At 72.8% G+C, this 26,753-nt stretch carries 23 protein-coding genes; 11 read left to right on the forward strand and 12 right to left on the reverse strand.

Going from position 1 to position 26,753, the window contains the following annotated elements; all coding sequences use genetic code 11:
- Position 1: 1 nt before the first annotated feature.
- The 9 genes from KKR89_RS03660 to KKR89_RS03700 form a co-directional block, all read right to left on the reverse strand.
- On the reverse strand, positions 2 to 1,108 hold the full coding sequence (locus tag KKR89_RS03660) for a polysaccharide pyruvyl transferase family protein (protein ID WP_208197909.1): 1,107 nt from the start codon (positions 1,106 to 1,108) through the stop codon (positions 2 to 4).
- Between the two features lie 26 nt (positions 1,109 to 1,134).
- Complete coding sequence (locus KKR89_RS03665) at positions 1,135 to 2,094, reverse strand: glycosyltransferase family 2 protein (RefSeq protein ID WP_208197910.1); 960 nt, start codon at positions 2,092 to 2,094, stop codon at positions 1,135 to 1,137.
- Positions 2,091 to 3,008, reverse strand: coding sequence for an alpha/beta hydrolase (locus KKR89_RS03670; protein ID WP_208197911.1), 918 nt, complete (start codon positions 3,006 to 3,008; stop codon positions 2,091 to 2,093). Before KKR89_RS03670 ends, KKR89_RS03665 begins: the two co-directional genes overlap by 4 nt.
- On the reverse strand, positions 3,005 to 4,243 hold the full coding sequence (locus KKR89_RS03675) for an acyltransferase family protein (protein ID WP_208197912.1): 1,239 nt from the start codon (positions 4,241 to 4,243) through the stop codon (positions 3,005 to 3,007). The genes KKR89_RS03670 and KKR89_RS03675 overlap by 4 nt, the downstream gene beginning before the upstream one ends.
- On the reverse strand, positions 4,236 to 5,147 hold the full coding sequence (locus KKR89_RS03680) for an alpha/beta hydrolase family protein (RefSeq protein WP_208197913.1): 912 nt from the start codon (positions 5,145 to 5,147) through the stop codon (positions 4,236 to 4,238). The genes KKR89_RS03675 and KKR89_RS03680 overlap by 8 nt, the downstream gene beginning before the upstream one ends.
- The gene (locus tag KKR89_RS03685; protein WP_208197914.1) at positions 5,144 to 6,736 is read right to left on the reverse strand and encodes a lipopolysaccharide biosynthesis protein; all 1,593 of its coding nucleotides are present in this window, start codon (positions 6,734 to 6,736) and stop codon (positions 5,144 to 5,146) included. The genes KKR89_RS03680 and KKR89_RS03685 overlap by 4 nt, the downstream gene beginning before the upstream one ends.
- Positions 6,733 to 7,860, reverse strand: coding sequence for a glycosyltransferase (locus tag KKR89_RS03690; RefSeq protein ID WP_208197915.1), 1,128 nt, complete (start codon positions 7,858 to 7,860; stop codon positions 6,733 to 6,735). The genes KKR89_RS03685 and KKR89_RS03690 overlap by 4 nt, the downstream gene beginning before the upstream one ends.
- Positions 7,861 to 8,101: 241 nt before the next feature.
- Positions 8,102 to 8,440, reverse strand: a complete 339-nt coding sequence (locus KKR89_RS03695) for a TraR/DksA family transcriptional regulator (protein WP_208197916.1) — start codon at positions 8,438 to 8,440, stop codon at positions 8,102 to 8,104.
- Positions 8,441 to 8,469: 29 nt separating this feature from the next.
- Positions 8,470 to 10,197: a coiled-coil domain-containing protein gene (locus KKR89_RS03700; RefSeq protein WP_208197917.1), complete on the reverse strand. Its 1,728-nt coding sequence runs from the start codon at positions 10,195 to 10,197 to the stop codon at positions 8,470 to 8,472.
- 190 nt (positions 10,198 to 10,387) lie between these two features.
- On the opposite strand from KKR89_RS03700, the gene KKR89_RS03705 reads away from it, so the two are divergent.
- The 4 genes from KKR89_RS03705 to KKR89_RS03720 are packed head-to-tail and all read left to right on the forward strand — an operon-like array spanning position 10,388 to position 15,655.
- A complete protein-coding gene (locus KKR89_RS03705) occupies positions 10,388 to 10,771 on the forward strand; it encodes a cold-shock protein (protein WP_208197918.1) in 384 nt (127 codons plus the stop codon).
- Positions 10,772 to 10,773: 2 nt separating this feature from the next.
- Positions 10,774 to 11,757 carry a DUF3027 domain-containing protein gene (locus KKR89_RS03710; RefSeq protein ID WP_208198174.1) on the forward strand — a complete coding sequence of 328 codons (984 nt, stop codon included), beginning with the start codon at positions 10,774 to 10,776 and terminating at the stop codon, positions 11,755 to 11,757.
- Positions 11,754 to 14,849, forward strand: a complete 3,096-nt coding sequence (locus KKR89_RS03715) for a sacsin N-terminal ATP-binding-like domain-containing protein (protein ID WP_208197919.1) — start codon at positions 11,754 to 11,756, stop codon at positions 14,847 to 14,849. The genes KKR89_RS03710 and KKR89_RS03715 overlap by 4 nt, the downstream gene beginning before the upstream one ends.
- Before the next feature lie 26 nt (positions 14,850 to 14,875).
- Entirely contained in the window at positions 14,876 to 15,655 is a 780-nt protein-coding gene (locus KKR89_RS03720; protein ID WP_208197920.1) for a CAP domain-containing protein, read from the forward strand.
- A 40-nt stretch (positions 15,656 to 15,695) separates the two neighbouring features.
- On the opposite strand, the gene KKR89_RS03725 is transcribed toward KKR89_RS03720, so the two are convergent.
- The 3 genes from KKR89_RS03725 to KKR89_RS03735 form a co-directional block, all read right to left on the reverse strand.
- A complete protein-coding gene (locus KKR89_RS03725; protein ID WP_208197921.1) occupies positions 15,696 to 15,986 on the reverse strand; it encodes a DUF2530 domain-containing protein in 291 nt (96 codons plus the stop codon).
- An 83-nt stretch (positions 15,987 to 16,069) separates the two neighbouring features.
- Complete coding sequence (locus tag KKR89_RS03730) at positions 16,070 to 16,639, reverse strand: arsenate reductase/protein-tyrosine-phosphatase family protein (protein WP_208197922.1); 570 nt, start codon at positions 16,637 to 16,639, stop codon at positions 16,070 to 16,072.
- A gap of 21 nt (positions 16,640 to 16,660) precedes the next feature.
- Positions 16,661 to 16,951 (reverse strand): hypothetical protein, encoded by a 291-nt coding sequence (locus KKR89_RS03735; RefSeq protein WP_208197923.1) that lies wholly within the window; start codon positions 16,949 to 16,951, stop codon positions 16,661 to 16,663.
- Positions 16,952 to 17,367: 416 nt separating this feature from the next.
- On the opposite strand from KKR89_RS03735, the gene KKR89_RS03740 reads away from it, so the two are divergent.
- From KKR89_RS03740 to KKR89_RS03770, 7 genes are all read left to right on the forward strand, one after another.
- Positions 17,368 to 19,140 carry a DUF4012 domain-containing protein gene (locus tag KKR89_RS03740; protein ID WP_214765672.1) on the forward strand — a complete coding sequence of 591 codons (1,773 nt, stop codon included), beginning with the start codon at positions 17,368 to 17,370 and terminating at the stop codon, positions 19,138 to 19,140.
- A 71-nt stretch (positions 19,141 to 19,211) separates the two neighbouring features.
- Complete coding sequence (locus KKR89_RS03745; RefSeq protein WP_208197925.1) at positions 19,212 to 19,748, forward strand: peptidase; 537 nt, start codon at positions 19,212 to 19,214, stop codon at positions 19,746 to 19,748.
- 156 nt (positions 19,749 to 19,904) lie between these two features.
- Entirely contained in the window at positions 19,905 to 21,482 is a 1,578-nt protein-coding gene (locus KKR89_RS03750) for a polysaccharide biosynthesis tyrosine autokinase (protein WP_208197926.1), read from the forward strand.
- 55 nt (positions 21,483 to 21,537) lie between these two features.
- Positions 21,538 to 22,695, forward strand: coding sequence for a glycosyltransferase (locus KKR89_RS03755; RefSeq protein ID WP_208197927.1), 1,158 nt, complete (start codon positions 21,538 to 21,540; stop codon positions 22,693 to 22,695).
- A 32-nt stretch (positions 22,696 to 22,727) separates the two neighbouring features.
- Positions 22,728 to 23,669, forward strand: coding sequence for a glycosyltransferase family 2 protein (locus tag KKR89_RS03760; protein ID WP_208197928.1), 942 nt, complete (start codon positions 22,728 to 22,730; stop codon positions 23,667 to 23,669).
- Entirely contained in the window at positions 23,663 to 24,970 is a 1,308-nt protein-coding gene (locus tag KKR89_RS03765; protein ID WP_208197929.1) for a hypothetical protein, read from the forward strand. Before KKR89_RS03760 ends, KKR89_RS03765 begins: the two co-directional genes overlap by 7 nt.
- A complete protein-coding gene (locus tag KKR89_RS03770; protein WP_208197930.1) occupies positions 24,967 to 26,043 on the forward strand; it encodes a glycosyltransferase family 4 protein in 1,077 nt (358 codons plus the stop codon). The genes KKR89_RS03765 and KKR89_RS03770 overlap by 4 nt, the downstream gene beginning before the upstream one ends.
- Positions 26,044 to 26,753 lie beyond the last annotated feature (710 nt).

The raw sequence follows: 26,753 nt of genomic DNA on the forward strand, positions 1-26,753 counted from the left end.
GTCACGGTGCGGCCCCTGCCGGCACCGGCGGCACGCGCACGTGCCCGGCGGCGGCGTGGATCCGGTCCCCGAGCGCGTCGAGCCGCGCGCGGGAGTCGAGGACGGCGCCGACGACGGTGTCGCGGCTCGCGGCCGCGAGCATGCCGACCGCGCCGTCGACGTCGGTGAGGTCGCCCGGCAGGCACGTGCCGGTGATGCCGGCGGCGACGAGCGTGCGCTCGACCTTGTCGGGTGCGTCCCCGGGGGCGCCTGCGGTGGTGAGGCCGACGGGCACGGCGCCCTCGGTGGCCGCGACCACGGCGACGTGCAGCCGGTCGCTGAGGACGTGGCTGCAGCTCCGGTACACCTCGCGCAGCCGGTCCTCCTGCGCGGCGTGGTCGTCGCCGTCCCACCCGACGTGCTCGGCGCCCAGGTCGCGGGCGATCCGGTCGCCCAGCGGTGCGTCGCGCCCCACCTGCGTGACGACGACGGGCGTCAGCCCCAGGCCGTCCGCGAGAGCACGCACGCGGCCGGCCCACGCCGCGTCCGGGGGGTCGCGGCGCACGGTGCCGGTGCCCTGCCGCACCGAGACGGCGAGCAGGGGCCGGTCCGTGCCCGCGAGCAGCGTGCCTGCGTCCGGCCCGAGCGCGAAGGCCCAGTCCGGTGCGACGCCGCCGACGCCCATGAGGTCCCGGCTGTACGCGTCGCGCCAGGAGACGACGTCGCACAGCCGCAGCACCGCCGCGATGGGGACGCGCCACCGGTGCGACGCGCGCACGCCCGTGCCGACCTGCACGGCCGCGCCGCCGCGCGCGTGGTTGACGGCGAGGAGGGGTGCGAGCCGCGCGTACCGGCGCGCGTACGGGCGGCGCACCTCGGTCTCGCCGCTGTCGAAGCCGTAGAAGGACCCGGCGAGCAGGCCGTCGCGGACGCACCGGCGCCAGGACGCGGGTGCGCGGTGGACGACGTCGCCGGGCTGCAGCCGCAGGCCGGCGACGTAGCCGTCCGGCTTGTCGCCGACGAACACGTGGAGGCGTCCCAGGGGTCGCACGACGTCCAGGTACGCACGGCGCAGCACGGTGTCACCGATGTTGTCGTGCTGGCCGACGGCCGAGACGAAGACCTCCATGGGCGCGGTCCTTCCGGTCGGGGCGGTCATCGGGCGGCCAGCGCGAGCAGCACCCGGTGGGCGGGCAGGGAGCAGCGCGCGGTGAGGGCGAGCGCGAGCCGGCGCGTGTCACCCCGCGCGGCGAGCGCACGCAGCTGTGGCAGACCGATCTCGGCGCGCAGCGTCGCCAGCCGCGCGACGTCGGGCTCGTCGGTCGCGGTGACCAGGTCCTTGACGGCCGACAGCGTGATGAACCGGCAGCGGAAGTAGTCGTAGTCGGGGTCGCCTGGCCCGATGCCGTGCGCGGCGGCGGTCCGGGCCACGGCGTCGCCGACGACGCGCAGCGACTCGCTGCGGCTGCGCCGCGTCGTGATGATCGACCCCGCGCGCAGGCGGTAGTCGTACACGTGCGCGTCGATGCTCACGGCGCTGCGTGCGCGGCCCAGCGCCGCGGCGGCGAGCGCGAGGTCCGAGTGCGTGCGTGCGGTGACGAAGTCCTCGGGGTGCAGCAGGTCGCGGCGCAGCAGCTTGTTCCACAGGTGCCCGGACGCCTCGCCGCGCAGCAGCGCCCGCAGCACGTCGGGCCCGCTGCGGGTGCCGGGCGCGGGCGACGGCACGGGGCGCGCTGTCGCGTCCGGGTAGACGAAGCGCGCGCGTGCCAGGACCACGTCGGCGTCGTCGGCGCGGGCGGCGGCGAGCAGGCGTGCGGCGGCACCGGGCACCACGTGGTCGTCGGAGTCGACGAACCACACGTGCTCGCCACGGGCCTGCGCGACCGCGACCTGCCGCGCGTGCGAGACGCCGGCGTTGTGCTCGAGCGCCACGACCCGCACGCGCGGGTCCTGTGCGGCGACGTCCCGGCAGACGTCCACGGTCGCGTCGCGGGAGCCGTCGTCGACGACGACGACCTCGAGGTCGTCGACGTCCTGGGCCAGGACGGCCCGCAGCGTGCCCGCGACCCACCCGGCGGCCTCGTACGTCGGCATCACGACGGACAGGGCGGTCATCCGGCCGCTCCCGGTGCGGCGAGGCGGGTGTCGAGGAACCCCAGGACCCGCGGCCAGACCGTCTCGTCCAGGAGGTGGGCGCCGTGCGCGTCGCCCTCGACGGTCACCAGCTCGTGGGTCACGCCCGCGGCGGCCAGCGACTGGCTCATGCGCTCGGCGTGCGGCAGCGGGATCGACTCGACGGTCCCGTTGACCAGCAGCGCCGGGCTCGACGCGGGCGTGACGGTCAGCGCGGGCGAGGCCGGCTCACCGACGGGGCACGCGTCGACCTCGGGGCAGCCGAGGTAGGCGAGCGCGGCGCGGACCTCCTCGGGGGCGGTCGTGCCCAGGCTCAGGCCGTCGGCCGTGAGCAGCGTCGCGGCGGACAGCGCGACGACGGCCTTGACCCCGGTCTCGGCGGCGGGCCGGGTGCCGAGGGTGAGGGCGAGGGTCGCGCCGGCCGACGTGCCGAGGACGCCGACGCGCTCGGGGTCCACGCCGTAGGCGGTCTGCTGCGCGGGGTCGCGCAGCCACGCGACGGCTGCGGCGACGTCGTCCACGGGCGCGGGGTACGTGTGCTCGGGGGCGAGGCGGTAGGAGACGGCGAACGCGGCGATGCCGTGGTCCTGCAGGCGCCGCGCGACACCCACCATGCCCGCGCTGTCCTTGGACCCGCCGACGAACGCACCGCCGTGCACGAGCACGACCGCGGGCACGGTCCCCTCGCCGCGGCGCGGCAGGTAGGCGTCCAGGGCGAGCGGCACGTCGTCGGGCGCCGCGTAGGTCACGTCGCGCTCGATCGACGCGGGGTGCTCGTACGCGCCGACGGCCAGGACCGGGTCCGGCGGCCCGGCGCACGCGGCGAGGCCGGCGGCGACGGCCAGCGCCCCGGCGACGGCTCGCCACGCGACGCGGACGGTCGGTGCGGGTGTCATCGGTCCTCCGTCTGCAGCTCGGGTACGGGCGCTCCCGCGGTGGCCGGCGCACGCGGGGCGTCGACGGGCACGTCGGCGGGCACGTCGACGTGCACGGCCGGGACGGCGGCGGGCGCGGCGGGGACGTCGGCCTGCACGTCGGCAGGCACGTCGGCCTGCACGTCGGCAGGCGCGGCGGGAACGTCGGCGGGCACGTGGGGGCGTGCGGCGGGGCGGGAGCGCAGCAGGGACGCGGGCAGCTGCAGCAGGCGCCAGCGGGTCGGCAGGACCTGCGCGACCAGCAGGGAGGCGAGCAGGGACAGCACGGTGACCAGCGCCACCAGCGGCATCCCGCGCGCGGGCGTGCCGTGCAGCGCGGGCACCTGCCGGGCCGCGATGGTCAGCAGCGCGACGGGGTACAGGTGCACGAGGTACACGGGCAGGCTGCGCCGTCCCAGGTCCCGCAGCGGACGCGTCCACCGCCGCTCGCCGAGGAGGTGCGCGGCACCGAGGGCGGCGGCGAGCACGGCGGCCTGGCCGAGCAGGGCCGCGCCGGGCACGCGCCGCGTGAGCGGCACGGCGACGAGGGCGGCGAGGACGAGCAGCACGACGCCGCCGGCGAGCGCCACGCGGCGCCACGTCATCGCGGCGACCGCCCGCACCACCCACGGCCCCGCGTGCACGCCGACGACGTACGGCGCGAGGAACGCGAGCGCGCGGTCCCACGCGAACACCCCGGTGACGACCAGCCCCGACGTCACGGCGCCGCTGACGAGGACCGCCCCGACGACCGACGCGACCGGGTGGCGGCGCAGCAGCCACGTCAGGACGGTCACGGCCGCGAGCGCCCAGAGGAACCAGTAGATGCTGTCGGGCGCGACGAGCACGAGCAGCAGGCGCGAGGCGTCGCGGCCCGAGCGCGGCGGCCCGTCGGACCGCACCATCGGCAGCGCCGTGAAGAACGCGAACCGCACGAGCGACCACACGACGAGCAGGTACACCAGCGGCAGCACGCGCCGCTGCCACACCTGCGCCCAGCGCGTCGTGACGAGCCGGCGCTGCATGACCCCGGCGAGCAGGAAGAACGCGGGCATGGGGTAGAGCTCGAGCGCGAGGCGCGCTCGGCCGAGCGGTGCGACACCCACGTCCGCCGTCTCGAGGAACAGCAGCGCGTGGTACGCCACGACCATGATGATCGCGACGCCCTTGGCGAGGTCCACCCAGCCGTGACGGCCGGCGGTGGCGCCCTCAGCCACGTGACCGGTCCGCCTGCCAGGCGCGGAACCAGCGCGTGAAGTAGATGGGCACCTCGTTGCCGACGAACGGTGGCGTGGTGTGCCCGAGGTCGTGGGTGCGGATCGTCACGTCGGCCCCCCGCTGGCGTGCGCGCTCGTAGAACGGGATGGCGTGGACCTGCGGGGGTGTCACGAGGTCGAGGCCGGTGGTGTGGACGATGCGGATGCGGTCGCCGGCCCACGCGGACGCGGGGTGCCGGGCGGGGTTGGTGCGGTCGACGGTCGCCGTGGAGTACCCGTAGGCGGGGCCGATCTCGGCGCGGCCACCCAGGTCGTACGACCGCCGCACGTCCCAGATGGCGTTGACGAAGTACAGGCCCACGACGTCCGGGACCAGGCCCGCCCCGAGCACCTCGGCGGCGAGCGCGCCACCACCGGACGTCGCGCGCAGGAAGTTCGCCCCGACGTCCGCCAGGGACGACACGTACCGCCACCCGGCGGCCTGCGCGGACATCGCGTAGGGCCCGGCGTACCCGTTGCCGCCGGCGTCCTGGCAGATGCACACCAGGCCGCGGTCCATGAGCTGGCGGGACTCGTACCCGAAGCCGTCGAGCAGCGCCCCGTGGTCGGACCCGGCGCCGTGGTAGAACCACGCGAGGCCGACGGGCTCGTCGAGCCGCAGGCCCTGCGGGACCATCAGCCACGCGCGGTCGCCGGAGATGTCGACCTGGACGGCGTCGTAGCGCGTGCCCGCGGCGGTGCGCTGGTCGGCGCGGCGGCTGATCTCGCCGGGCAGGCGCGGCAGGCTCGCGGCGCGCGCCGCGGGGGCGCCGAGCAGTCCCGCGGCCCCGAGCCCGGCCACGGCGGCACCGGCGAGGAAGGCCCGCCGGCCGGGGTGCGGCGCACGGTGGGTCGTGTCGGTCATCGCGGCTCCTCGTCGGGCGTGCGCACCGGGTGGTGCGGCGGGCGGGCGGCGGGTGCGGTGCTGGTGGCGGGTGTGCGGACGGGGGCGGGCCGGGCGGCGTGGCCGGCGCCCGGTGCCGCGGGCGGGCCGCCGCGTCCCCGGAGCTGGTGGCGCAGGCCGGCGACGGTCCGCAGGTCGCGCCGGTAGGCGGGCACGACCAGCGCGGCGAGCGCGAGCGCCGCGAGGAGCGCGAGCGCACCGGTCGCCAGCGCGGGCCACGTCGACCCGGGCGGGAGCCAGCGGGTGGCCGCCGCGCTCGCGACCAGCGCCCAGCCGTAGACGAGGACCGTGCGGGCGCCGTTGCGCCAGATCTGGCCCACCGGGGCGTCGGAGACGCGGTGCAGCCACCACAGGTTCGCGGGCCACTGCAGCGCGACGGCCGCGGCGTACGCCCACGCGACGCCGTACAGCCCCCAGTGGGCGCCGGCGACGATCATCGCGATCTGCAGGGGCCGCGTCACGAGCGACAGGTGCAGGTGCTCGCGCATCAGGCCCTGCGACAGGTAGACCCAGTAGCAGGCGTAGCCGGCCATGGTGAAGAACCCGGCGATCGACAGGACCTGGAAGAGCCCGGCCGTCTCGAGCCAGCGCGGGCCCAGCGCGACGAGCACGACCGCCGGGGCCTGCGCGGCGGCGAACGCGAGCATCGCGCTGACGAGGTTGAGCATCGCCGTCTGGGCGGTCAGCAGGTAGTGGCGGTAGCGCGGCGGGTCGTCGACGAGGCGCGCGAGCACGGGCAGCGCGACGCGCGTCACGGGCGCGTTGATCTGGTAGAGCGGCAGCACGAGCAGCTGGAACGCGCGGTTGTACAGACCGAGGGGTCCGGCCCCGAGCGTCGAGCCGATGACGACGGAGTCGACGTTGTTGCTCGCGTGGGCCAGGAACTGGCTGCCGACGAGGTTCGCCCCGAACGACACGAACGGCCGGACCGGCTCGTCGCGGGCCCAGCGCCCGGGCAGCCACCGGCACACGACGAGCAGCACGACGAGCTGCGCGGCCAGCTGGACGACCTGCTGCGCGACCAGCGCCCAGTACCCGCCGCCGCCGGCGGCGATCGCGACGGCCGCGGCGAGCCCCACCGCCTGCCCACCGAGCTCGAGCCCGGTGAGCGCCCCGAAGCGCAGGCGGCGCTGCAGGTCGGCCTTGTACTGCGTCATGACCCCGTTGAGCACGAAGGTCACCGAGAGCAGCGCGGTGACCCCTCGCAGTCGCGGCTCGTCGTAGAACGCCGCGAGCAGGGGCGAGACCGCCAGCACGAGCAGGGCGAGGACGATCCCGGTGCCGGTGCTCAGCCAGAACAGGTTGCTGCGCTGGCCGCGGCTCAGGGTGCGGGCCTGCACGGCGGCGCTCCCGAGGCCGAAGTCGCGCATGATGTCGGCGAGGCCGGTGACGGCCATGACCATCGCGAGCAGGCCGTAGTCGTGCGGCGAGAGCAGCCGCGCGAGGACGACGACGCCGGTGAGCAGCAGCACGATCCGTGCGCCCTGCCCGACGAGCGTGACGGCGGCGCCGCGGGAGGCGGACGTGCCCAGGCCCGCCGCGGCCGTCATGCACCACCCCCGTCCCCTGCGGCGCGACCACCGCGGACGAGCGCGAGGGCGGTGCGGTAGGCCTGCACGTGCGCGGCGCCGACGGTGTCCCAGTCGCGCGCGCTCAGGTCGGGGCGGTCGGCCCGCGGCGTGGTGCGCGCACGGTGCAGCCCGTCGGCGAGGACGGCCGCGTCGACGTCGCCGTCGTACTGCAGGACCCAGCCGTCGCCGACCTCGGCCGCGACGGCGGCGTTGGCGGGGGAGGCGGGCACCAGGCACGGCCGGTCGAGGGACAGCGCCGCGAGGAGCACGCCCGAGTTGGTCATCTGCCGGTAGGGCAGCACGACGAGCTCGGCGGAGGTGACGTGCTCGACGAACGTCGCATCGGGGACGAAGCGCAGGTCCGTGCCGATGCGCGGGTCGCGTGCCGCCGCTGCCTCGATCGTGGGGGCCAGGTCCGGCGTCGGCTTGCCCGCGACCGTCAGGCGCAGGTCCGGGTCCGGCAGCGCCGCGAACGCGTCGAGCAGCTCCTCGACACCCTTGTAGGGGCGCAGCAGCCCGATGGTCACGAGGTGGCCGGACGTCGCGGTGGCCTGCGGCAGGGGCGCGAAGACGTCGCGGTAGTGGCCCAGCGGGATCCGCACGCTCGGGGCGCCGCCCGGTGCCGGCGTCGCGGGGGTCAGCAGGACGAAGAGGGTCGTCGCGGCGTCGACGGCCGCGAGCGCGCGGGCCTCGGCGCGGCTGACGGACTCGTGGGGGACCGTGTTGTGCAGCGTCCGGACCACGGGGACGCGACGTGCCCGTGCGAGGGTCAGCAGCAGGCGCAGCGCGACCCGGCGGCCGAGGCGCCGCACGGGACGCGGGTGGCGGACCAGCAGCTCGGGCCAGTGCACGTGCAGCACGTCGTACCCGCCGCGCAGGGCCGTGCGCCACGAGAACACCCGGGCGTCGACGTCGCCGCCCGCTCCGCCGAGCATCTGGTCGACGTAGCGCGTGGTGCCGTCGGGCGGCTGCAGCGAGTGCAGGACGCGGAGCCGGCGCGCGCCCGTGGGGGGCGTGGCACCGTCGGTCGTCGCACCGTCGGTCGTCGCGTCCGGGGTCGCCGCAGCACGTGCGTCGGCCGTGGTCGTGCGTCCCTGCTCCATTCCGTGCCCCCCGCCGGTGGAGTGACCGCACCACGTCCGCAGCGGGCCGCGGCGGACGTACCGCACGGTCGGCGAGGGGGACGGGCGCCATCGTCGATCCGGACGATCATAGGGGCGTGTAACGGGAGAAATAACCCCGTTCTGTGTGAATTGTTCGTTGCGCGGACGAGTCGGGCGAGTCGGGCGCGACGTCGCCGGGGGCGCGCGGCGACCCGGCCGCAGGTCCTCCCGCGGCGTCGTCTCAGGAGTGCTCGACGCAGGTGGTCGCGGTGGGCCGCGCCTCGAGCCGGGCGTCGTCGATCGGCTCGCCGCCCACCGCGCAGGTCCCGTACGTCCCCGCGGCCACGCGCGCGAGGGCCGCGTCGACCTCGACCAGGCGCCTGCTCGCCGCGGCACCGAGCGCGTCGAGCTGGGCGCGCTCGAACGCGATGGTGGCGCCCTCGGGGTCGTGCTCGTCGTCGACGTTGGCGTCGCGCGCGGCGTCGACGACGTCCTGGCGCGCGTCGCCGACCCCGGTCAGCCGCCCCAGGGCGTCGGCGCGCAGCGCCTCCAGCAGCTCACGCGCGCGCTCGTCGTCCACGGCCCCGGTCTACCACCGCGTGCGGCCGCTCACGCGTCGACGGGCGCGTCCGTGGTGGCGGCGTCGGGCCTGCCCGCGGACGCGGTGGCGTCCGGTGCGGCGAGGGACGGGCCCGTCGCCGGCCGGCCCAGCGCCGCGACGACGTGGGCGTGCTGCTCACGGGCCTCCTGCCGCGAGGACTCCACCACCCGGGTGACCTCGGTGATCCGGTCCTGCAGGCGCTTCGCCTCGCGTCCGACGAGCTCCGCACCCCGCGTCGCGCGCGTCGCGTCCTCCCGCGTGCGCCGCACGCGCCGGGCGACGAGCACGCCCGCGGTGATGGTCAGCGCCACGGCCACCGTGCCGTGGAGCCAGCGCAGGTCCGACCCGTCGATCGCGGCCGCGAGCCAGAGCACGGCGGCGCCGACCGCGACGCCGACCGTGGTCCACGTCCCGCGCGGCGTGCGCGGGTGCTGCGGCGTGCGGGCCCTGACCAGCGCCGCGTCCACACCGTCGACGGGGCCGGTCGGGCGGGCCTGCAGCGTGACCCCCATGACGGGGCCCTCGAGGTGGGCGGGCGGCGGCACGTTCGACTCCGTGAGGAACGTGTCCGCGACCGTGACCAGCCAGGACGCGCACGCGTCGCGCGCGGCGGCGCCCGTGGCGTCGCGCCGGGTCAGGGCGTCCTGGCGCAGGAGCGTGAGCAGGTCGCCCGCGGGGGCGTCCCACCCGGGCCCCGGCGCGTCGCGCCCGGTGACGACGGCCTCGAGCTCGGCGGTGCGCGTCATCAGCGCGCGCTCCTCCTCGGCGCCCTCGTCGACGAGGGCGCGCAGCACGGCCACGAGCTCGTCGAGCGTCACGTCACCGGGCACGACCTCGTCCTGCTCGGTGCCGGCGTCACCGGGGGACCCGGCGGGCGTCCCGTACACGGGGACGGCGGCGGGGGCGACGGGCGCGTCGACGAGGGCGCGCAGCGCGGTCAGCGCGGCGGCGGCCTGCCGGACCTGCGGTACCGGCGGGGTGCTCGCCTCGGTGGTTCTGGAGGTCGTGCCGGCGCCGCCGGTGGACAGGCGCACCTCGGCGGTCCACGTGCTGACCGCCTCCTCGACGGTCGTGGCCGGCAGTGCGCCGACGGCGGCGCGCAGCCGCGCGAGGAGCACCGCCCGGGCGTCGTCCCCGAGCCGCCCCTGGGCCGCGGCCACCCAGACGGCACGCTGCGCGCGCGTCACCGGGTGGGCGGGATCCAGGGTGCCCAGGGCGTCGGACGCCCACCGTGCGACGAGGTCGGCACGCCCGCACGCGGCACCAGCCACGGCGAGGAACGTGGCGGTGCGGCGGCGGTCGACCGCGGCGGCACGCTCCGCCGCGCCCTCGTCGTCGGGGCCCAGGGCGCCCAGGGCGTCGGCCAGCCAGTAGCCGGGCGCCAGCGGCGTGCCGCTGACGTCGAGCAGCGGGCCGCCGTCGCGGGGTGCCGTGCCCAGCGCCGCGAGGCGCGCCCGGGTGGCCTGGCGCACGAGCGCGGGTCCCGCGACGAGCGACAGCTGGTCGCGCAGCGAGCTGAGCTCGACGAACGCGTCGAACGCCTCGGTCAGCCGCACGAGCCGCGTCTCGATGGATCCGCGCAGCGACGCCAGGTCGCTGCGGAGCGCGGAGGCGGCGCGGCTGTGCTGACCCAGGGACGACCTCATGTAGTCCAGGTCGTCGGTGAGCTCGCGGATCCGGCGCGACTGCGCGCCGTCCGACTCCTGGATCCAGCCGCCGAACAGGTCGCTCGCCATGTCCACGCTCCTCGGGTTCGGGCGCGAGAGTAGCGGCTCCGTGCACCGCCGGGCCGCCCTCGTCACCCGTGGGTGGTCACCCGTCGGACCGGGCCGCGGTGCTCCGGAGGGAATCGGCGTGCGCAGCCCGGTAGCCTGGTCACCGTCTGCGGGAGTGCTCGTGGACGTGCCCGGCGCTGAAGGAGCAGGAGTGCCCACCGGCAAGGTCAAGTGGTTCGACACCGAGCGTGGATTCGGCTTCATCGCCAGCGACGACGGCGGTGAGGTGTTCCTGCACGCCTCCGCGCTGCCCGTGGGGGTCAGCGACCCCAAGCCCGGCACCAAGGTCGAGTTCGGCGTGGCGGACGGGCGGCGTGGACCGCAGGCCCTGTCCGTCACCGTCCTGGACCCGGTGCCGTCGGTCGTCAAGGCCCGACGTCCTCCGGCGGAGGAGATGGCGGTCGTCGTCGAGGACCTGATCAAGGTGCTCGACAAGATCGGCAACGACCTGCGCCGCGGCCGCTACCCCGAGGGTCAGCGCTCCGCCCAGTACGCGGCGCTGCTGCGCGGCGTGGCCGACAAGCTGGAGGCGTGAGCGTGGCCGCCGTCAAGGACGCCGTCCTCGAGCGAGCCGTCGACCTCGCGCGCGAGGTCGCGCTCGAGATCGCGGAGGAGCCCGAGTACGTCGGCGAGTACCTGGGCGCGGTGCGCGAGGCGGAGCGGCTCGTGTCGCACCGGTTCGCGTGCACGGCGCGCGGCTACCGCGGCTGGGCCTGGACCGTCACCGTGGCGCGCGTGCCGCGCGGGCGCACCGCGACGGTGTGCGAGGCCGAGCTGCTGCCGGGCGAGGACGCGATCCTCGCCCGCACGTGGGTGCCCTGGTCCGAGCGGCTGCGCCCGGGCGACATCGGCCCCGGTGACGTCCTGCCGTTCCGTCCCGACGACCCGCGCCTCGAGCCGGGCTACACCCCGACCGGCGACCCCGAGGTCGACGAGGTCGCGATCGACGAGCTCGCGCTCGCGCGCGTCCGCGTGCTGTCCCCGCAGGGCCGCGACGAGGCCGCCGAGCGCTGGTACCGCGGGTCGCGCGGCCCGGCGACGCCCGGTGCGGTCGCGTCGGCCGCCGCGTGCTGGTCGTGCGGGTTCCTCGTGCCGCTGCAGGGTTCGCTGGGCCAGCTCTTCGCGGTGTGCGCCAACGCGTGGTCGCCCGACGACGGCAAGGTCGTGAGCCTCGACCACGGCTGCGGCGCGCACTCCGAGACGGACGTCGAGCCGGTGCCCAGCGAGTGGCCCGCCTCCGACCCGCTGTTCGACGAGACGGCCATCGACGTCGTCGAGCGCGCCCCGTCGACCGCGCCGGCGACGGGCGGTCCGGCGGCGGCCGAGCCGGCAGCGACCGACCCGGCACCGACCGACCCCGCACCGACCGACCCCGAGCCCGCCGAGCCCGCGCCCGTGCCCACGGACCCCGCGCCGACGGACCCCGTCCCCGGCGAGCCGGCACCTTCCCCGACCGAGCCCGCCGACGAGCTCACCACCGAGGTCACGGACGCCGACGCGCGTCCGTCCGACGGGGCGTGACCACCGACGTCTTCGGCACCGCCGCGCTGCGCGCGGCCGTGCTGGAGGCGTGGCGGGCGTCGCCCGCGCGGCTGCGCGAGGACGCCAACACCGAGGAGGACCACGCCCGCGGGTACTACCGCGACCGCGTGCTGGTCGAGCTCGCGCAGAACGCCGCCGACGCGGCGACGCGCGCGGGCGTCGGTGGCCGCCTGCTGCTGCGCCTGGGCACGGCGGACGACGGCACCGCCGTGCTGGTCGCCGCCAACACGGGCGCACCCCTGGACGAGGCGGGCGTCGCGTCGCTCGCCTCCCTGCGGGCGTCGGCCAAGCGCGACGCCGGGACGGGGACCGTCGGCCGGTTCGGCGTGGGCTTCGCGGCCGTGCGGGCCGTGTCCGACGAGGTCACGGTCGCCTCGACGACGGGTGCGGTGCGGTTCTCCCTGGCCGACACGCTCCAGGTCCTCGAGGAGACCGCCGCGCACGAGGCCGCGCAGGGTCGCGGGACGCTCGCGGACGAGGTGCGCCGGCGGGACGGCTCGCTGCCGGCGCTGCGGCTGCCGTGGCCGGCGGAGGGGCGCCCGCCGTCGGGGTACGACACGGCCGTGGTCCTGGTGCTGCGCGACGAGGTCGTGCGTGACGAGGTCCGCTCGCTGCTGGAGGCCGTCGACGACGTGCTGCTGCTGGCGCTGCCCGGCCTGGTGGAGGTGCTGGTCGACGTCGAGGGGGACGCGCCGCGACGCATCGCGGACGTCCACGTCCGGTGGGACGTCCTGACGGCCGAGGGTGAGGTGCCGCTGGCGCTCGTGGCGGACCGCCCGGTGGAGCAGCGCGCCGCGCGGTCGTGGCGGGTGACGTGGGCGCTGCCGCGCGGCGGCGACGCGCAGGCGGCGTGGCGCGGCGGGTCGCTGCCGGTGCCGCACGTCGTGCACGCCCCCACGCCCACGGACGAGCCGTGCTCGCTGCCCGCGCTGCTGGTCGCGACGCTGCCGCTGGACCCGTCCCGCCGGCACGTGGCGCCGGGGCCGCTGACCGACGAGGTGCTGGCCCACGCGGCGCGCGCGTACGCCGAGCTCGTGGGGCGCGTGGCGGCGTCGGGGCAGGACGCGACGGCGCTGGTCCCGACGGGCCTCGCGGCGGGGGAGGTGGACGCCGTGCTGCGCGAGCAGGTCCTCGAGGCGCTCGTCCGCACGCCGATGCTGGTCCCGGCGTCCCCGCAGGACGGTCTGGTACCGCCGCTGCGCGCGACGACGGTGCGCGACCTGACGGACGGCCCGGCGGCCGCGGCGCTGGGTGCGGTGGTCTCGGGCCTGGTGCGGGTGCCGCCGTCGGGTGCGGCGGCGGTGCGCGCGCTGGGCGTCGAGGAGCGCACGCTCGCGGAGGTCGTCGACGAGCTCCCGACGGGTGGCGACGTCGACTGGCCGGCCCTGTACGACGCGCTGGACGTCGCGGCGCAGGACGCGACCGCGCGCGAGGGCCTGGCGTCCCTGCCGGTGCCGCTCGTGGACGGCCGGGTGGTGCGCGGGCCGCGCGGCGTCGTGCTGCTGGACGACGACGTGACGGCCCTGGCGCCGCGGACGCTCGAGGCGCTGCGCGAGTGGGGCCTGCGGGTCGTGGACCCGGCGGCGGTGCGTCCGCTGCTGACGCGGCTCGGCGCGCAGCGGGTGGACGCCGCGGGCCTGCTGGCGCACCCGGGCCTGCGGGCCGCGGTGCTGGGCCAGGCGGACGACGACGACCTCGAGCACGCCGACGACGTGACCGCGGCGGTGCTGGACGTGGTGCGCGCGGCGGGCACGGTGCCACCGGACGCGGCGGGCTTGCTCGGCCTGCTGACGCTCGACGCGGCGGACGGCGAGCCGGCCCCCGCGCACGGGCTGGTGCTGCCCGGCGGCCCGGCGGCGCGCCTGCTGGACGACCGGGTCCTCGCACCCGTCGCCGTGGACGTCGTCGAGCGCTGGGGGCGCGACGTCCTGGCGGCCGTGGGGGTGCGGGACGACCTGGTGGTGACGACCGTGCCGGACGTCGTGGCGGGCGTGGTCCCGGACGACGACGGCGACGACGGCGCGTCGCTCGCGGCCGCGTCGCTGGACGGCTGGGCGCAGTACGTGGACGACCTCGCGGACGTCCTGGACGTGGGCGCGTACTGCGGCGACGTCCCCGCGGTCGCGGACCTGGACGCGGTCGACGACGGGCGCTGGCCCGAGCTGCTGGTGCACCTGGCGGGCACCCCGGCGCTGCGGGCGGCGCTCGTGACGCGGGTGCGCGGCGAGGGCGCGACGGCCACCGGCCCGTCGTACACGGCGTGGTGGCTGCGCACGCGCGCGGGCCTGCCACTGCCCGACGTGTTCGCGCTGCCCGGGGCGGCGGGCCTGCCGGCGGCGCTCGTGCCGCCGTTGCCGGACGTGCTGGTGGGCCTGGACGCCGAGGTGCTGCGGGCGCTCGGCGGGGTCGGGTCGCTCGCGGACCTGCCGGCGACGCGGTGGCCGGCCGTGCTGGAGCGCCTGGGGCCGGTCGGGACGTCGGTGCCGCTCGACGTGGCCGGGCAGGTGTGGCGCGCGTGGGCGGCCGGTGCCGGGCCGGACGAGCCGCCCGCGGTGGTGGTGGCGCTGACGGCCCCGGGCGTGGCGCACGTCGTCGAGGACGCGGTCGTGGCCGACGACCCGCGGTGGTGGCAGCGCGCGGGTGCGGACGACGTGCCGGTCGTGCCCGTCCCCGCGGCGTCCGACGGCGACGCCCCGGGCCGGGTCGCCGACCTCCTGGACCTGCCGCTCGCGTCGTCGCAGGCGGACGAGGACGTCGCGGGCGACGGCGAGCCGGAGGACGTGCCCGACGCGCTGGTGGCGCTGCTGCCGGACGCCCCGACGGTGTGGTGGCGGCACGACGAGCTGCGCGTGGGCGGTGCGCCGGTCGGCTGGTGGGTGCTCGGTGCGGGCGCCGACGCGCAGGTCCACGCCGTGCACGTCGCCGGGCTGGCCGCGGGGCTCGCGTGGGCGACGGGCCGGTGGGGTGCGCGCGGCGCGGTCGAGGCGCTGCTGACGGACCCGGACGACGGCGACGCGGCGCTCGACCTCGTAATGGGAGGAATCGCCCAGCCGGGTACGAACTACCGATAAAGGTCACGTTCGGGTAACGTCCGCGTGTGCCCGTCGCCCGTCGCCGCGAGATCCGCCGCTGGCGGCAGCGTCGAGCCCACCGACGTCTCCGGGTGCGGCTGATCGGGTCAGCGGGAGTCCTCGTCGTCGCGCTGGCGCTGATCCTGGTCGCTGCACCCGGCGCGTACGCCCCGGCCGAGCAGGTCACGGCCGCGTCGGCGGGGTCCGGCGACCTCGGCGACCGCCGGCAGGACGCGGCCTCGCGCGGGGCGGAGCGCAGCCCGGAGCCGGAGCCGACGACGCCGCTGCCGGCCACGAGCTCGGCGGTGCCCGAGACGACGCCCGAGCCGGTCCCGCCCACCACGCCCGCCGGCACCGCGGACGCCGCCCCGGACCCCGCGCCCGCCGCCCCGGCGCCGCAGCCGCAGGCGGCACCGGCCCAGCAGGCCGCGGCACCGTCGGACAAGGGTGCCGCCATGTCCGCCGAGATCGTCGCGCTCACCAACGCCGAGCGCGCGGCCGCCGGGCTCCCCACGTTCGCGGACTCGGCGTGCGCGACGCAGCAGGCCGCGGCGAGGGCGGCGCTGCTGGTGGCCGAGGGTCGCTTCGAGCACGACCCGCTGGGCCCGGTCCTCGAGGCGTGCTCGGCGCGCACCGTGGGGGAGAACCTGTCGCTCGGCTACGCGTCGGCGCAGGCCGCGGTCACGGGGTGGATGAAGTCGCCGGGGCACCGCGAGAACATCCTGCGGACGTCGTTCTCGCAGATCGGCGTCGCGTGCGCGCAGGGCAGCCGCGGGTGGCTGTGCGCGCAGGTGTTCCTGGGCTGACGCGTCTTCCTGGGCAGCCGCGGCCTGGGCTGCCGCGGCGTCAGCCGCTGACGTCCTGGCGGCCCGGGCGGATCATCGCGCCCGTGCCGTCGGCGGACAGGTGCCCGTTCCTGCGCGCCCACAGCACGCCGATGAGCCCGAGCACCGCACCTGCGGCGCACATGCACGGCCACCTGCCGGGGATCGCGCCCGTCAGCCACAGCACGCCCGTGACCAGCAGCGCGGCCGTCCACACTGCCGTACCGACGCCCATGACGCGCGCGAGGTCCACGTCGATCGGCGGGGGCGGCGTGCGCTGCGGGTGCATCAGGGTGGACAGGACGGTGGGCACGGTCCCGATGGTAGTGGCGGCGGCCGACGCCCTCGGCGCCGCGACGTCCTCGGTGCGGCAGCGGCGTCGGTGCAGCCGCGGCCTCAGTGCAGCAGCGCGGCCGCCAGCGTGTCGACGGCGGGCGCGAGCTCGTCGTACGACGCCCGGTAGACGGCGTCGGAGCCGCCGATGGGGTCGGCGACGTCGGTCGGGCCGGATCCGGCGACGTGCCGCACCCCCGCGGCCAGTGCCGGCAGCGCGCGGACCCGGGCGCCGGGCGTGCCACCCGCGTCGTGAAGGGCCTGCGGGTCGACGTGCGCGACGAGCCGCGCGAGCTCGAGCAGCGTGAACGTGCGCCGCACCGCACCCGGCACCAGCTCGACGATCTCGGAGCGGTGCGTGCGCGTCAGCGCGATGACGAGGTCCGCCTCGCGGATCAGGTCCGCGGTGAGCTGCCGGGCGGCGAACCCGTCGGTCTCGGCCCCCGCTGCGGCGACCAGCGGGATCATCGGCGCCGACACCGCGTGCCCCACGACCGCCCGCGTCCCGGCGGAGGACACCTGCACGTCAGTCCCCGCGAGGCGGGCTGCGAGCAGCCGCTCGACGGCGGGGGAGCGGCAGATGTTGCCGGTGCAGACGGCCAGGATCTGGGCAGGTGCGGGGGGCTCGGACACGGTCGTCATCCTGCCCGACCGTCACGCGGTGGCAGCGCGGCCGCGCCCGCACGTCACCCGACTGACCTGCCGACCACGTGCGCCGCGCCCTGTTTGTCGCCGATGCGTAGACGCGCGGCGCCGGCGCGGGACGGACCCGTCGGCCAGCGTGCCGGCGGTGGAGTTGGCGACGGCGCTCGCGATGCGGGGGTCGGGGCTGGTGGCCCAGATGTTGATGAGCGAGCGCTGCTGCCGGGACTCCGCCGTCAGCGACCACGCGAGCTCGTCGGGCGTGGTCGGCAGGTCGAGGTGCGCGATGACGGGTTCGAGCACGCGGGCTGTGCGCAGTCATGCTCACACCCGATCTGTGGTCGCGCGAAGGGGTTCGTCGGGGATGTTCGGAGTGCCGCGGGCGAGGCACATCGGGGCGGGGTCGGGGGTGCGCGCGTCAGGGTGGTGTTCGTGCGTCATGCGGGGGGCGTCGTACCGGGCGGCTCGCCGATGGATAGGATCGCCGCCGGATGCGCCGGGCCCTATCGCCTGGTGACCGTGCCTCGAAGGGGGCTGCGAGCGTGGCTCATCCCGGTTGGGGACCGGAGTGGACGACGCAGCAGATCCCGGTGGTGCCCGAATCGTCCGTAAAGCCACGTTCCTCGGGCGGGCGCCCCGCGAAGCGGCGGCGCGGGCGGCCCGCCCGCACGCCGTCACGACGACGACGGGGGCGTAGGCAGTTGTCGACGGTCGAGATGATGCGCGAGGCGCACCCGCGCCGCCGGGCGGTGTGGCTGACGGTGATCGGGCTGGCGTTCGTGCTCGGTGGGTCCGTGGCGTGGCTCGGGTGGTCCGCGATGGAGGCCCGCGACGCGCTGCTGGCGGCGCGCACCGAGGTCGGACAGCTGCAGGCCCAGGCCCGTGCCGGTGAGATCGACGACGCTCGGGCGACCCTGACGGACGTGCAGCGGCACGCGTCGCTGGCGCGGGAGCGGACGTCGGGTCCGCTGTGGGCCGTCGCGGGGGCGCTGCCGTGGGCAGGGCCCCACGTGGACGCCGTCCGCGCGGTGGCCGAGGCCGTCGACGAGCTCGCGACGCATGCGCTCCCGCCGCTGGTCGAGGCGACGGCTCTCGTCGACCCGGCGGCGCTGCGGCCGGTGAACGGTCGCGTGGACGTCCAGCCGCTCGCCGAGGTGGCGCCGCAGATCTCCGGCGCCGACACCGCCGTCCGCGCGTCGCTGCAGCGCATCGAGGACGTCGACACCGCTGGCCTGATCGACGCGGTGGCCGGGCCGGTCGCAGACCTGCGCGGGCAGCTCGCCGAGGTCGCCGCTGACACGGCGACGGCCTCACGGGCCGCCGCGCTCCTGCCGGCGATGCTCGGGATCGACGGTCCGCGGACCTACCTGGTGCTCGTGCAGAACAACGCAGAGCCTCGTGCGACCGGCGGGATCGCAGGGGCCGTGCTGCTGCTGCGGGCCGTGGACGGGCGGCTCGAGGTGCTGGAGCAGCGTCGCGGCGGCGACCTGTCGGGTCTGGCGGAGCCCGTGGTCACCCTGAGCGACGCCGAGAAGGACCTCTTCGGCCCCTTGCTGGGCACGGACATGCGCGACGTGAACTTCACGCCGGACTTCCCGCGCTCGGCGCGGATCGCCCAGGCGGTCTGGGAGGCGCAGGTCGGTGGCTCCGTCGACGGGGTTCTCTCGGTCGACCCCGGGGCGTTGGCGCTGGTGCTGGGCGCGACCGGCCCGATCATGCTGCCGGACGGCACCGAGCTCAACGCTGACAACGTGGTCCCGAGACTCCTCAACGAGGTGTATCTGGAGCTCGCGGACCCCGTCCTGCAGGACGAGTTCTTCGCTGCGACGGCAGCGGCGGTGTTCGGTGCCGTCTCGGGCGGGCAGGGCGACCCGGTCAGGGTCGTCGATGCCCTTGCTGAGGCGGCGCGGCGCGGGCGCCTCATGGTGTGGTCCGCCGACGAGGACGAGCAGGGGCGGCTGAGCGGGACGGTGCTGTCGGGCGAACTCCGGGGGCGCAGCGGGGACGACGCCGTGATCGGTCTGTACCTGAACGACGGGACCCAGGCAAAGCTCGGCTATTACCTTAACGTGGATGCTGAAGTCAAGGTTCTGGAGTGCCTGGCGGGTGGTGCACAACGTGTGCGGGTCAGCTCGACCTTCATGTACGCCCCGCCGGATGACGTCGTAGATCTTCCGCGCTACCTGCTGGGCCTGGACGGCATCGTTCCCCTGGGCGACTTTCGAACAAACGTGCTGCTGTACGTCCCGGCCAAGGGCTCCTTGGAAGCGGTGCGGGTGAATAACGAGCCGGCGTCTCTGCACGCCCAGATCCATGAGGGACTTGCCGTCGGCGCTCTGACCTGGACATTTACCCCTGGACAGGTGTATAAGATGGAAGCGGACATTACGACCGGCCCCGGGCAAAACGGCACAGTACAACTGCGTACATCGCCCTTGGCTACAGGTTTCGATCATGTTTCCGCGGTTTCAAAATGTGTCGAGGCGCGCTAGCCTCGCATTGCCGGCAGGAGACCACGCGTCACACTGCCGCACACCATGCAGACTTTTGGGGAGCTCAACGTATGAAGATCAGTCGCACGGTCGCCACGGCCGTCATCGCAGGAGCGCTCGCGCTCGCGCCGACCGCCGCTTTCGCCTACGGCGCCGCGGACTACACGAACACCGGAACGGTGTCGGACACGACTCCGGCTGTGGGTGAGAGCTTCTCGATCACGGTCGTGGGACCGGGCAACACGCCGGTTGCCCTGACCATCACGAGCAATCCGGCTTCAATCCCGGACTCTGCGATCCAGATCGCTGGCACGCGCTCGCTGACCAAGACCACCAACGCGGCTGGAACGGCGGTCTTCACCGTGACGCTCGCACAGGCTGCCACCTACACGGCTGTCGTGACCGACAGCGTCTCGGGTGAGGTTCTGAGCACTCAGACGTTCAGTGCGTCCGCTACTGCCGGGGGGGCCGCGGCTGCTTCCGGGGGGCAGTTGAGCGCCACGGGCTCGAACGCGTTGCCGCTCGCGATGGGTGCCGGTGCGCTGCTGCTCGCGGGTGTAGGTGGCGTGGTCTACGCGAACAGGCGCCGCCAAGGCGCTGGCGTCTGACGAGTCAGAGGGTGCGCAGACGCTCGCCCGTGACGGAGGGCCCTCGCGCAACTGCGGGGGCCCTCTTCCGTGGAACAGCCGCAACGGCTTCTAATGCTCCCTCACCTGGTGACTCTACGTGGTGCAGTTCCGCTTGGCTGATCGATTGGAAGACTTGTGGATCTTAGGGACTATCTGGAAGTGGTCCGAAAGCACTGGCTCTCCACCGTCGCTATAGCAGCGTTTGGAGCGTCAGCGGCACTTGTGGGGAGCATTCTGACTACGCCCGTCTACGTATCGACGACACAACTCTACGTGTCCGTTCAGAGCGGTAGCACGACAAGTGACATGTTGCAGGGTGCCAATTTCACCCGCCAGCAGGTCTCGTCCTATGCCCGCCTCGTCACAAGCCCGTTGGTGCTCGCCCCCGTCATCGACGAACTGGCTCTTGATACGCGCGTAGACACGCTGGCGGCGCGGGTGACAGCCGAGTCCCCTCTTAACTCGTCCCTGATCAATATCGGCGTCAAGTCAGAATCCAGCGCGATGTCGGCGGCGACCGCAAACGCAATCGCGGACCAATTTCGCGCGGTGGTCAGCGAACTCGAGCGCCCGAATGACGGAGGGCCTTCCACTGTCAAGTTGACGGTAGTGCGGACTGCAGTCGCGCCTGAAGCTCCGACAGAGCCGAAGACAACAATTAATGTCCTCCTGGGCGGTCTGGTGGGTGCCGCCCTCGGGGCGTTGATTGCCCTACTTCGCAATCTGCTCGACACCCGAGTTCACGATAGTTCCGTTGCCTCTCAAATCGTCGACGCATCGGTCGTGGGAGTGATCGGCTTCGACAGTGACGCGGCGGATAGTCCGCTCATTGTACAGTCAGACCCGCACAGCCCCAGAGCCGAAGCATTTCGAAGACTTCGCACAAATGTGCAGTTCCTGGGGGCTGGAGGGCGGCGAAAGTCGATCGTTGTTGCCTCGTCCTTGCCGGGCGAGGGTAAATCGACAACCTCAATCAATCTGGCCATCGCCCTGGCGGACGCCGGCGTCAGGGTCGCGTTAGTAGACGCCGACCTGAGGCGCCCCTCAGTCGCACGCTACCTAGGTATCGAAGGTTCTGCCGGCCTGACAACGGTACTGATAGGACGCGCAAAAGTGGGGGACGTCATCCAGCCATGGGGCAATGGCCTACTGGACGTGCTCCCCTCGGGCCAGATCCCTCCGAACCCGAGCGAGCTGCTCGGCTCGAAGCAGATGGCCCAAGTTGTGGCATGCCTCGAGGAGACGCACGACCTCGTCTTGATCGACACCCCGCCTCTGCTTCCCGTGACTGACGCAGCCGTGCTTGCCAAACTCGCAGGTGGAGCCCTCGTCGTTGTCGGCGCCGGCCGGGTGCGTCGCCAGCAGCTCAGTGAAGCCATAGCCGCATTGAACAGCGTCGACGCGCACGTGCTGGGCCTGGTCGTCAATCACGAACCGCGTCGTACTGGATCGGGCTATGACTACTATCGCTATGCTGAAATGTCCGGTCCGCAGAAGTCCGATGCGAGGCGGCATACGGGAAAGCGCAACCAGCGGGGCTGGGGCCGCCGAAACAGCGCGCCGGACACGAACCGTGTAGCTGGCATTGTCCCGCCGGGTGACGTAGGAACAGGTCACGCAGGGACAGCTTGGCCTCCGACGCAGCCGCTGGGCGGTGTCGACGCCGCCGGATCGAGTCCATCGCCAGCGCAGCACGCGCAAACCACTCACTGACGCGGATGGATGCGTTCAGGAGATGTGGAGCTCACTCTCACCAGGCGGCGCTGATATGAGCAGCGCGGCGGGCCCAAAGACCGTCCTCGTACACGAGTGGCTTTCCGAGTTTGGCGGTTCAGAGCGGGTCTTCGATGCTCTCGTTGCGGCAATAGGTGATGCTGACGTCCTTGCGTTGTGGGACGACGCGTCAGGCGGGCGCTATCCGGGCAGACGCCTGCGCGAGACATGGCTGGCGAGCACACCGCTGCGACGCAATAAGGCCCTGGCGATGCCGCTGATGCCACTGACCTGGCGGCTGCGGCGAGGCGACTACGACCGCGCCGTCATCAGTTCGCATGCGTTTGCCCACCATGTGCGCTTCATGGGCGCCAGGCGCCACCTACGAAAATTCGCCTACGTCCACACGCCCGCCCGCTATGTGTGGACTCCTGATCTGGACCGGCGGCACAGCGTTCCGTTTCAATCACTACTCGCCCGGCCGTTTCGCGCGCTCGACAAGAGCCGGGCGCAGGAAATCTACTCGATCGCTGCCAACAGCGAGTACATTCGTAGCCGCATACAGCAGTGCTGGGGTCGCGCATCCCATGTCATCTATCCTCCGGTCGACACGGAACTCATCGGATCGCAGACAGACTGGGCATCACTGCTTGCGCCTCAGGAAGCGGAGATTCTGAACGGCCTACCGGACCAATTCCTTCTAGGTGCGTCGCGTCTGGTGCCATACAAGCGGCTGGATATGGTCATCCAGACGGGCGAACAATTGAGTATGCCGACCGTTATCGCGGGGGGCGGCCCTGAAGCAACCAAACTCGCACTTGCGGGGGAGTCAGCGCGGCAGGAAGTGTTCATGGTGCCGGATCCCTCTGACGCGCTGCTGTACTCGCTGTACCAGAGGGCCTCTGTCCTGATGTTCCCGCCGATCGAGGACTTCGGGATTATGCCCGTCGAGGCGCTCGCTGCAGGCACGCCCATCGTGGTGAATCCGCGCGGGGGGGCCGCGGAGATTCCCGAGCACGGCGTCTCCGGCGTCGTGAGCGCCGGCGATGATGTCGGGAGCTTCGCAGTCGCAGTAAAGCTGGCGCTGACGCTCGACCGACAGGCCTGCAGGGATCGGGCGTCGCGCTTCTCCACGTCACGGTTCATCTCAGAGATAGACCAGTGGCTGGATATGCCGGCTCCGGACAATGAGTACCGGGCTCGTCGGGCATGAGTGATTCAAGGAGCATCAGCGGGTGTTCCGTCGTGCTCGTCGTGAACTACCGATCATCTCACGAGATAGCCCACCTCGTAGATTCAATTGTTGAATGTACGCCACTCGGTCAGCTGGAGAAGCTGTCGCTCTCTGTAGCAGATAACAGTGAGGACCCCACGGAGTTTCGCCAGCTGGAGAAGATAGCCCTGAGGGCCAAGCTCGGTGGCCTGGCGATGCACCTCACGGATAGCCGGGGCAACCTCGGATACGGAGCAGGCAACAATCTGGCTTGGAGTGTGATCAAACATCTCACACCCGATGTTGTCATTGTGGTCAACCCCGACGTGCGTGTGCTGAGGTGGGACCTTAGCCGCGTTCACGACACGCTGCAGCGCGCGCCGGGAAGAATGCTGGGGGCTCCGACGCTGCAGGGCGACCGCTACAGCGGACTGTCAATGCTTGAAATCCGAACCGCGAAGTCGGTCCCAGTCAAATGCGACCACCTGGCAGGTGTGGCAAATGCGAGCGGGCTGCTGTACCCGGGCGGACACTTCCTGGCGATGAGTTCACGGCTCTGGGACGCGATGGGCGGTTTCGATGAGAAGTACTTTCTGTACTGTGAGGAAATTGATCTAGTAATGCGAGCGAGCCGCCACAAATTGTTCTCTCGGGTTGCCTCGAGCGAGGACGTGGCCGTAGCTCACAACGGCGGCGTCACGACCGGCGAGGTTGTGCACGGTAAGCGCGTCCCATCACGGCTCGCAGCGATGGAGGCATTCCGGAGCCGAGTTCTGCTCTATCGGGCGCATCGGCCGTTGCGTCCATGGTTGCCAGCGCTGGTTCTCACCCGGTCCGCCTACATACTGCTCGACCTTCCCAATACGGGCGCGGACGTTGCGTGGGCGAGGGTTCGCGGGTTGGTCGCGGGACTCTTGGGGCGGTCACGCCGGAGCCCAGGGATCGTACGGGAACTTCCGGAGCCATCGTGGTGACGACCGCGCTGGCACTCACGGCCGTGGCGATCATGCTCGTATGCGTCGCAGCCTTCGGCCGCCTGAACTTATTCTCATTAGTTCTGGTCGGGTCGCTTCCCGCTGCGGTGGGCGTTTATCAGATGTCTTCTGAGCGTGGCACCGGAGTGGCTGGGGCGAGTGCCTACATTGGCTGCCTAGTCGCATTCGCAGCGGGCTGGGCGGTCATGCGGACAATAGCGTGGCGTGCATCTCCGCGGGTTACGGAGCAGCCTGCGTCGGATCGCCCGGGGCTCAACGACAACGCAGTTCTAATTACCGTGCTCGTGACAGCCGCGCTTGCTCTGTACCATCTAGCACGGGCCGGTATTCCGCTGTTCGCATCAGACATCGAGGTCTCGCGCTTCGACTTTACGTCATCTGGCTTGTTCGGCATACCCGGGCGCATGTTCCTTTTTGGCACCTCCGTAGCGTGGGCGTTTGCCACCGCCAGCGCACAGCATCGCGGCGCCGTATGGATCCGAGACAGGACGTGGTGGGTGGCGACGCTGTCCCTCGCCCTGACGTCGCTCCTGGGGGGGTACAAGAGCGGCGCAGTTGCGTTCGTGACTACCTTGATAGTGATGGGCAGCATCGTCGCTGGTCGGGAAATCCGCATATCGACAGCAATACGGAAGTTCTGGTGGATGGCGGGCGCAACCCTCCTCTACGCGTTCGCTGTCGCACAGAGGTACGTCACCTACCAGGTGCAGGCCGGCGGCTTCCTATCTCAGCTAGCGAGCCGACTTTCTGTTGTCGGTGCAGAGCCCAAGTGGTACGCCGTAGAGCGTCAGTTCGAAGTTCCAGCGAACGGCTTCTGGAATGATCTGACCTACTATCTGATTCGGTACACCGGAGGCGACACGTCCGGCAGGTACTCGATCGAGAGAGCGGTGTCGGCCGCGATGATTGGTGCCGACCCGGCGAGCGACGCTTGGACGACCCCGGTGACCGTCGGCGCCTTCCCCGAGTTGATTCTGGTGCTCGGCGTTCCCCTGGCGGTGGTAAGCGCGGCATTGGTTGGCGTCGGCGCGGCAAGTCTCTATGTGCGTGCCCCGCAGGGTCCGGCCCGGAATGTTGTGATGGCGGTCGTCGGCCTCGGTCTATCGACGTGGGTCTCCCGCGGCGGCCTGGTCTACTATATTGCTAATTACGCTGCTGTAACGGTCATACTCTTTGGAGTTTATATTGCGGCTGCGGCGTTGGGCAGCCGAATAGATGTGCGATCCCCAGAACGGCCAGGTCGGGCGTTCCGGACGGAACCAATGACGGGGTTGAAATGACGCAGATCACGGCGCTCTCGAGCGCCGAGGACCCTTGGGGTGCGGAGCAGAGTCTGGCGCTGATTCTCGGTGAGTTGGCGGCCGGAGGCATGCACTGCACCATTATCGTCTCCAGTGATGCCGCCGAAGAATTCTTCGGCCGAACCGCGGGTGTGTCAGTTGTGAGGGTGAGCTACCGCGACAATGCGCGGGTCGCGCGTTGGGTGGCTTTCCTCCGAGCAATGCGTCGCACGGGCCGCGCAGATGCGATCATCGTTGCAAGCGTCGACCTCTACATCCTTGGCTGGGTGTGCCGGCTTACCAGCGGTGGCTCCGCCAACGTGATCGCGGACCTGCACGACACGTTTGATCGTGGCATCGACCGTTGGAAGGTCCGCGCCCTACTCTTGGGGTTCAGTAGGGTTATCGCGATCAGCCGGTATGTGGCTACGGAGTTACGGCTGTTGGATCACTGCAGGATTGTCGGAAGACCGACAGACAAAACAGCATGGTCAGGCAGTGAGCCCGGAGTTGGTGGACAAGCGCTGCGCGTGGGCGTTGTGGGGCGGCTTGTGCCTGAGAAGCGCCTTGAGGTGGTCATCGAGGCATTTGATCGCCTGCCACAGGCCGAGTTGCACGTCTACGGTGCGGCGTTTGGGCGTGACGAGGGATACGCGGCGCGTATCGTGCAAGAGATACAGGGCGCCGGGAAGGGTCATTTCTACCATGGCCGGCAGGAGGCAGCCGTCATCTACTCGTCGATCGACGTCCTCGTTGTAGCGAACGAAACGGAGGCAAGCGGCCGGACGGTGGTCGAGGCGATGTCGCGAGGCGTGCCAGTAGTTGTCCCAGATGTGGGCGGTGCTTCCGAGTACATCGTGGCGTGCCCGGGCGGCGGTATTACATGGAGTACTCGGCGAGGTCCTGCTGCGTTACGCGAGTGTATAGAGATCTTGGCCGGCGACCCCGACCGCCTCCGCAGCATGGGCGTGGCGGCTCGGGCTTGGGCCAATGCGGAGCGTTCACCCACTGTGGTGGCGCGGATGTACGCGGCCGCGATCGGTGTGGGCGGAGACTTGGGAGAGGCCGGTTGATGCAGGGGAGAGCGCCTCACGGGCAAGGGGTTGCGCGGGTGTTACGAGTCGGCTGGCTCACCAGCGGGTACGGTGCCTCGGCCCTCGTCACTGCAGTAGGGAGCCTCGCGGTCGTTCCGCTTCTTACGCAAGCAATCGGCCCTGCTTCGTGGGCGGAGCTGGTCGTCGGGCAGGCTGTCGGCGCGATGTGCGCCGTGGTCAGCACCTGGGGATGGGGAATGGTTGGACCCGCTGCCGTAGCTGGCGCACCGCATGGTGAGAGGCGCGCAGTCTTCCGGACGTCTATGCTCGCGCGGGCGTTCCTTCTGCCCGCGGCGGTGGGCGTGGGCGTTCTTGCCGTGGCGTTGATGCCCTTCAGTGACCCTGTCGCCGTGGGCATTGTTTGCCTGGCAGTTGCGCTCCAAGGCCTCACGTCTCCCTGGTATTTTGTCGGAGCGGTCGCACCAGGTCGCCTGCTGGTGCTTGACACGATCCCTCGCACAGGCTTTGCGTTCGCGGGCGCGGTCGTCTCAGCGCTGACAGGCAACGCGGTTCCCTACGCGCTTTCTGTGCTGGCCGGGGTCGGTTTGACAATCGTCCTCACATGTCTATATGTGTGGCGTACGACGCAACGCCTTCCTATGCGATCGCTGAGCGATGAAGCGTCAGCCGCCCTCAGTTCCATCGTGGGTCAGCGGCATGCCGTAGCAACGGCGGCTGTCGCCGCGTTG

It is taken from the genome of Cellulomonas dongxiuzhuiae (assembly GCF_018623035.1).
In the GTDB taxonomy this organism is placed as follows: domain Bacteria; phylum Actinomycetota; class Actinomycetes; order Actinomycetales; family Cellulomonadaceae; genus Cellulomonas; species Cellulomonas dongxiuzhuiae.

Bases quoted from the DNA above. Each gene is read 5' to 3' on its own strand.
- KKR89_RS03660 (WP_208197909.1), bottom strand. From the start codon at position 1,108: ATGGAGGTCTTCGTCTCGGCCGTCGGCCAGCACGACAACATCGGTGAC.
- KKR89_RS03665 (WP_208197910.1), bottom strand. From the start codon at position 2,094: ATGACCGCCCTGTCCGTCGTGATGCCGACGTACGAGGCCGCCGGGTGG.
- KKR89_RS03670 (WP_208197911.1), bottom strand. From the start codon at position 3,008: ATGACACCCGCACCGACCGTCCGCGTCGCGTGGCGAGCCGTCGCCGGG.
- KKR89_RS03680 (WP_208197913.1), bottom strand. From the start codon at position 5,147: ATGACCGACACGACCCACCGTGCGCCGCACCCCGGCCGGCGGGCCTTC.
- KKR89_RS03685 (WP_208197914.1), bottom strand. From the start codon at position 6,736: ATGACGGCCGCGGCGGGCCTGGGCACGTCCGCCTCCCGCGGCGCCGCC.
- KKR89_RS03690 (WP_208197915.1), bottom strand. From the start codon at position 7,860: ATGGAGCAGGGACGCACGACCACGGCCGACGCACGTGCTGCGGCGACC.
- KKR89_RS03700 (WP_208197917.1), bottom strand. From the start codon at position 10,197: ATGGCGAGCGACCTGTTCGGCGGCTGGATCCAGGAGTCGGACGGCGCG.
- KKR89_RS03740 (WP_214765672.1), top strand. From the start codon at position 17,368: ATGCGCGAGGCGCACCCGCGCCGCCGGGCGGTGTGGCTGACGGTGATC.
- KKR89_RS03745 (WP_208197925.1), top strand. From the start codon at position 19,212: ATGAAGATCAGTCGCACGGTCGCCACGGCCGTCATCGCAGGAGCGCTC.
- KKR89_RS03755 (WP_208197927.1), top strand. From the start codon at position 21,538: ATGAGCAGCGCGGCGGGCCCAAAGACCGTCCTCGTACACGAGTGGCTT.
- KKR89_RS03770 (WP_208197930.1), top strand. From the start codon at position 24,967: ATGACGCAGATCACGGCGCTCTCGAGCGCCGAGGACCCTTGGGGTGCG.